Here is a 6274-nt window from a genome sequence, read left to right as displayed (position 1 = left end):
AAAGAAAGTTTCCCCTTCCCCCCTCCAAACCTCCCCCCATCCTCTTCAAAGACTTTCGACTGATGGGGAGGTTATACGGCGGGAGTCCGTTCCGGCGTAGGGCTCGTTAAGTTTGCAAAGCCCCCAATAAAAATACATTGCTCAACAGCCCTGAACATTCTTTTGTTCAGGGCTGTCTCTTTTTCAGGAGGATAACCGTCAAGAGGGATTCGATAAACGCGAAAGTCTTGGGAAGGAGAGGGGTGGGGTTTGGGGAGGGAAGAGGGAACCCTTCTGAAGAAGGGTTCCCTCTCCCCTCCCCAATGGCTTCCCTTCTACCAAGGCGTCGTGAGCCCGGCGGCGGAGCGGCCGCCGTACAGGACGCCCTTGAAATCGGCAAGGATTTTGGCGTGATCGAAAACGAGGGCGGGCAGGGCTTCCATCGAATAGAAGGCGACCTTCGCGGCGTCGTCCCCGGCGCGGAGCTGTTCGGGATTCAAGGGTTCGGCGATAAACACGGTGGAGATGGTGTGCTGGCGGGGATCGCGGTCGGGTGCGGAATACACGCCGAGCAACCCGGTCAGCCTCACACGCAGATTGGTCTCCTCAAAGGCTTCGCGGACGGCGGCCTGCTCGGCGGACTCGCCCAGATCGATGAAGCCGCCCGGCAAGGCGTTGCCGTAGGGAGGATTCTTGCGGTCCACCAGCACGAGCCCGCGCTCACGATCATGGATCACGATGTCCACGGTCGGCTTGGGATTCAGATATTTTTCAACGATCGCGCCGCATTTCGGACAGGTCAATTCAGTCTTCATCATCAGTCCCTTGAGTAAAATGAAGGGGATGTTCCCCATATGCATAGAGGGGAATCCCCCCATTCATCGCCCGCAAACATTTCTTCTTCCCAAAAGTCGCCCCAAAGCGCAACAGGGCATTTTCAAACCTTGCCCTGTTATCCAATCATTTCAAAGAAAAACAAATTCCGCTCACCTTTCTCGCAGGGAAGCCCGCAATCATCCCCCACCCCATTACAAAAGTCTTGGGAGAGGGAGGATGAGGGTTCTTCAGAAAGGTTCTCCCTCCCTTCCCCAATTTCCTTTCCCTACTTCCAGTCACCCAAAAGCTCGCGGCACAGCAAGCCCGCGTCGAGATAGGGAGGCTCGGAAACAAGATGCGCCTTGCGGACACGGATGCCGAGCCGGGCAAGCCACTCGTAGGGGATGCCGCCGGGATAGCGGGACTCGTCCTCGTCCACAAGAAGCCAGTTGAGCGCCTGCCCCGCCGGGCAGCCGTCGGCTCCGAAACGCAGCAGATACGCCACCTGATCCTGCACCGTGAGCCCGAAAAGCTCCGGGTCCGTGCCGAGATTGGGAATGAACACCTTCGGGCAGGCGGCCTCGCGGACGGCACAGCTTACGCCGAGGGGAAGCAGGTTCGCCATCACGGAAGAAAAGAAACTGCCCACAGGATAGCAGATAAGATCCGCAGTCCGGATGACGTGGGCAAGACGCGGCTGGATGGGCACGGAAACGGGAGAAGGATCATCCAAAGAGGCTGAAAGCCACATATCATGTATGGGGGAGGTGATGGCGGTCGCGGTCTTGCCGGTGAAGCGGTGCTGCCCCACGATGACCTCGCCGTTCTCAAGCCGCACGCACAGGTGGGCGCAGGAATCCGCCACGGGCATGACAACGCCCCGCGCCTGCACCATGCCGGAAAACACCCGCACCACGGGCTCAAGCTGACGATCGAGGGAAAGATAGCCGGAAGTCAGGATCAGGTTGCCGATGCTCGCCCCGGCAAGATCCATATCAACGGGCATGAGTGACCGAAAAGCCGAAAGGTGCTGCGTGACAACCTCGTTCATGGGCTCGGGAATCGCGGCCACCAGCGGATGCGCTCCGGACGCGAGAGACGCCAGCTCACGGTGCAGGGCTTCCGGCCCGGCATCCTTGGGCAGGCGGTAGCCGAGCAACTCCACGATCTCGGGATTGCCTTCAAGAGAGCGATCGGCCAGCGCCATGATCCGGGCACGGATGTCCCCCACGGCGGGCATGTCGAACGCCCGGCGCAGTTCGGCGGAACTACCCCCGGAATCGAATGTGGTGATGACGTGGACGGCGTTGCGGGTATGCCGGGAGAGTTCCGCCGCCACCGGAGCCAACGCCGTGCCGCCGCTGAAAAACAGGATGCGCGAACCTCCGTCAGGCGGAACCATCGCACCCTCCGGCCTTTCCCAAACTCAGGAACAGCAGCTCGTCGACCATGTCCATCAATTCCTTGTAAAGGCCTCCGCCCTGCATGGCGGAGCCGAACAGCGCCAGCCGCTGCTCGGCGAGAATCTTGCGCGGCACTTCTTCCGGCATGATCGTGGCGAGGCGCAGCCCGAGCAGGAGCCCTTCGACGCCTTGCCTGAACACCGCGAACGTCTCCCCGAACCGGATGCGCTGCGCGGCCCAAAACGTCTCGGCTTCCGGAGACGGGGACACGCCCGTGAGCACGCACAGGCCCATGAACAGCGCATTGAGCCCCGAGCCCGGAACGCCGGAACGCCAGCCCGTCAGCCACGGGGCGCGCTCGAACAGGAGATCGTGGGCGAGGCCGAGCCGGATCAGCTCGCCCATACCCCGCCGGGCTTCGAGCAGATCGGGATCGTTCCAGAACACGGGCATCTCGCCGGGCCGCCACGCCGGGACGGTATCCGCCCTCGGCTCGAATCCCGCCAGCGTGCGCAGGATGTGTGCGAACCAGCGGTTCGCGTCCGGTGATCCCGGCGTCTCCAAATGGCTGTAGCTGAGCGTATAGCTCCCCTTGCCGTATCGCCCGTGCAGGGCGCAGGGCTGTCCGTTGAGGAACCCCGGCGCCAGCGAGACGCCGTACAGCTCGATCCATTGTTCGAGCACGGCGGGGGACAGCGAAGAGAGAGGCAGGTCGGCCACGCACAGATCCGGCGGGCAGGTGCGGGGATCGGAGCCAGCATACCGGGCCAGCACGTCCACCCCGTCGTCAGGGCCCCCGGATGACGCCGCAAAGCGCCCCGGCCACCAGATCGGGATAGCCGGTTCGGAGCCGGGGGCGACGGGTTCGGAAAAAAATTCCGGGACAAGCGGATGCCCGCCCTGAAAACGGACGCGGACGTGCCCGGAAACGAAGTGCTGCACGCGTTCGCCGATTTCCGCACGGTGCCACGGGCACAGGCACAGGCCCTTACCGATTTCGGCGGTACGCACAGGATCGGCGGCATCGGAAAGCCCAAGCCCGGCCCCGCCGCAGAACCCCACGTAGCGGCCGCCGCCACGCACCCATGCGCGCACGGCTTCCCGCCCTTTTTCACCCAGTGCGGCAGACTTGTGCCGGGCCGTTCCGCCGGGTACAATAAGGAGAGACGTCTTGTCAGAAAGCGCGCCCTGAGCTATCTCTTTCGCTTTGACCAGACGGTACGGAAGCCCGAACGCTTCGGCGGCCCGCCACACGAGCAGACCCCAAAGCTGCGAAGCATCCCAAAATATGGCTATGTCAGTCATGGTCCCTTCTGCATAGAACAACCGGGCGCTGTTGACAACACCCGCCCTTCCTCTCTGACACGAGCCTTTGAACCCTTTCATCGGAGCAGGCAATGTCCGAAAACGCACTACCCAAGGGCTACGAGCCCCACGCAGTGGAAGACCACTGGCGTGAGTATTGGGAAAAGAACAAGACCTTCACTCCCGACCCCGACGCCCCGGGCGAACCTTTCTCCATTGTCATCCCTCCGCCAAACGTCACGGGCGCGCTGCACATCGGCCACGCCCTGAACCACACGCTCATCGACGTGCTCTGCCGCCACGCCCGCCAGAAGGGCAAGAAGGTGCTCTGGCTCCCCGGCACCGACCACGCGGGCATCGCCACCCAGAACGTGGTGGAACGCGCCCTCGCCAAGGAAGGCAAGACCCGCCACGACCTCGGCCGCGAAGCCTTCGTCGAACGCGTGTGGCAGTGGAAAGAGGACTACGGAAACCGTATCCTCAACCAGATCCGTATGCTCGGCGATTCCGTGGACTGGACCCGCGAACGCTTCACCATGGACGAGGGCCTGTCCAAGGCCGTCCGCAAGGTGTTCGTGGAACTGTACAAGGAAGGGTACATCTACAAGGGCAAGTACATCATCAACTGGTGCAGCCGCTGCCACACCGCCCTTGCCGACGACGAAGTGGATCACATGCCCGAAAAGGGCCATCTGTACCACGTCCGCTACGACTTCGAGGACGGCTCCGGCTCGGTGATCATCGCCACGACCCGCCCCGAAACCATCATGGCGGACACCGGCGTGTGCGTGCATCCCGAGGATGAGCGTTATGCCGGGCTCGTGGGCAAAAAGATCGTCGTGCCCGTCATCGGCCGCGTCGTGCCGCTGTTCGCGGACCGCTACGTGGACAAGGAGTTCGGCACCGGCGCCCTGAAGGTCACCCCCTGCCACGACCCCAACGACTGGACGCTCGGCGAACGCCACGGCCTTGAATTCATCCAGTGCATCGACGAGGACGGCAACATGACCGCCGAGGCCGGGCCGTATGCCGGCCTGTCCAAGGAAGAATGCCGCAAGCGCATCGTCGAGGATCTGCAGGCTTCCGGCCAGCTCGTGAAGATCGAGGATCTCGATCACAGCGTGGGCCACTGCTACCGCTGCAAGACCGTGGTCGAGCCGCATATGTCCGAACAGTGGTTCGTTGCTTCCACGAAGCTCGCGCCCCGCGCCCGCGCCGCCGTGCCGGAAATGACCCAGATCTTCCCCGAAAACTGGATGAAGACCTATTACAACTGGCTCGACAACATCCGCGACTGGTGCATCAGCCGCCAGATCTGGTGGGGTCACCGCATCCCGGCATGGACCTGCTCCCAGTGCGGCAAGCTCATCGTTTCCGAGGAAGATCCCACGTCCTGCCCCGATTGCGGCTCCTCCGAGCTGGTACAGGAATCCGACGTGCTCGACACGTGGTTCTCGTCCGCCCTGTGGCCCTTCAGCACCATGGGCTGGCCGGACAAGACCAAGGATCTTGCCACGTTCTATCCCACATCCGTGCTCGTCACCGGGTTCGACATCCTGTTCTTCTGGGTGGCCCGCATGATGATGATGGGCCTGCACTTCATGGATCAGGTGCCCTTCAAGCACGTCTACCTGCACGCCCTCGTGCGCGACGCGCAGGGCCGCAAGATGTCCAAATCCACCGGCAACGTCATCGACCCGCTGGTGATGATAGAGAAGTACGGCACCGACGCCCTGCGCTTCACCCTGACGGCCTTCGCCGCCATGGGCCGCGACATCCGCCTCTCGGAAGACCGCATCGAAGGCTACCGCCACTTCGTCAACAAGCTGTGGAACGCTTCCCGGTTCGCGCTCATGAACCTGCCCGAGGACGTGCCCGCCGCCGTGGAACTCGACAAGGTGCAGGGGCTGCACCACCAGTGGCTGCTCCACCGCCTCGAAGAGGTCAAGAAGGATGTGGACGACGCCATCGAAGCCTACCGCTTCAACGACGCCGCCCAGACCCTCTACAAGTTCCTCTGGAACGAGTTCTGCGACTGGTATCTGGAGCTCATCAAGCCGGACATGAAGGAAGAAGGGCCCCGCAAGGCGGAAGCCCAGTATGTGCTGTGGACCGCCCTGCGCGAGTTCCTCATCCTCATGCATCCGATCATGCCCTTCGTGACCGCCGAAATCTGGCAGGCCCTGCCCGGCGGGGCCGGTTCCGACGCGGCGGTGCAGCTCCTGCCCGAAGCGCGTCCCGGCTGCCTCAAGCCCGAAGCCGCCGCCCGCATGGAGTTCGTGCAGGAAGTCATCGGCATGATCCGCACGATCCGCGCCGAGCTGAACATCGCTCCATCCTACAGGCTGACCGTGCTGCTCCGTCCGTCGGACGCCCACCAGAAGGACGTCCTTGAGGCAAACCGTGAAGTCATCCTGACGCTGGCCCGCCTCGGCGAGCTCATCATCGACGCCGACGGCGAAGCGCCCAAGGCTTCCGCGAGCCATGTCGCACAGGGCTGCGAAGTCATCGTGCACCTGTCCGGCGCTGTGGACTTCGCCGCCGAACTGGCCCGCCTTGAAAAGGAACTGGGCAAGATCGACAAGGAGCTGGGCGGCCTCAACCAGAAGCTCGCCAACGAGGGTTTCGTCAGCCGCGCCCCCGCCGAAATCGTCGAGCGCGAGCGCGCCCGCGTCGCCGAACTCACCGACGCCCGCGTGAAGCTCACCGCCCTCCAGCAGCGCTTCCGCGATGTCATGTAGCTGATTTTGATTGGTGTTGATTGAAAGCTT

General features: G+C 62.9%; 4 protein-coding genes. 1 reads left to right on the top strand and 3 read right to left on the bottom strand.

Annotation, left to right across the window (positions count from 1 at the left end; all coding sequences use genetic code 11):
- Window positions 1–314: 314 nt before the first annotated feature.
- The 3 genes from HMPREF0178_RS09745 to HMPREF0178_RS09735 all read right to left on the bottom strand — a co-directional run bounded on the left by HMPREF0178_RS09745 (window position 315) and on the right by HMPREF0178_RS09735 (window position 3503).
- Entirely contained in the window at window positions 315–839 is a 525-nt protein-coding gene (locus tag HMPREF0178_RS09745; RefSeq protein ID WP_009733273.1) for an NUDIX hydrolase, read from the bottom strand.
- Between the two features lie 242 nt (window positions 840–1081).
- Window positions 1082–2197, bottom strand: a complete 1116-nt coding sequence (locus HMPREF0178_RS09740) for a GAK system CofD-like protein (RefSeq protein ID WP_009733272.1) — start codon at window positions 2195–2197, stop codon at window positions 1082–1084.
- Window positions 2184–3503: a BPL-N domain-containing protein gene (locus tag HMPREF0178_RS09735; RefSeq protein WP_009733271.1), complete on the bottom strand. Its 1320-nt coding sequence runs from the start codon at window positions 3501–3503 to the stop codon at window positions 2184–2186. Before HMPREF0178_RS09735 ends, HMPREF0178_RS09740 begins: the two co-directional genes overlap by 14 nt.
- 92 nt (window positions 3504–3595) lie before the next feature.
- On the opposite strand from HMPREF0178_RS09735, the gene HMPREF0178_RS09730 reads away from it, so the two are divergent.
- On the top strand, window positions 3596–6244 hold the full coding sequence (locus HMPREF0178_RS09730; protein WP_009733270.1) for a valine--tRNA ligase: 2649 nt from the start codon (window positions 3596–3598) through the stop codon (window positions 6242–6244).
- The last annotated feature ends 30 nt before the right edge of the window (window positions 6245–6274 follow it).

It is taken from the genome of Bilophila sp. 4_1_30, from assembly GCF_000224655.1.
Classification (GTDB): domain Bacteria; phylum Desulfobacterota; class Desulfovibrionia; order Desulfovibrionales; family Desulfovibrionaceae; genus Bilophila; species Bilophila wadsworthia.
The sequence above is the reverse complement of the archived record's forward strand: the minus strand, read 5'-3'. Positions and strand labels throughout refer to the sequence as shown.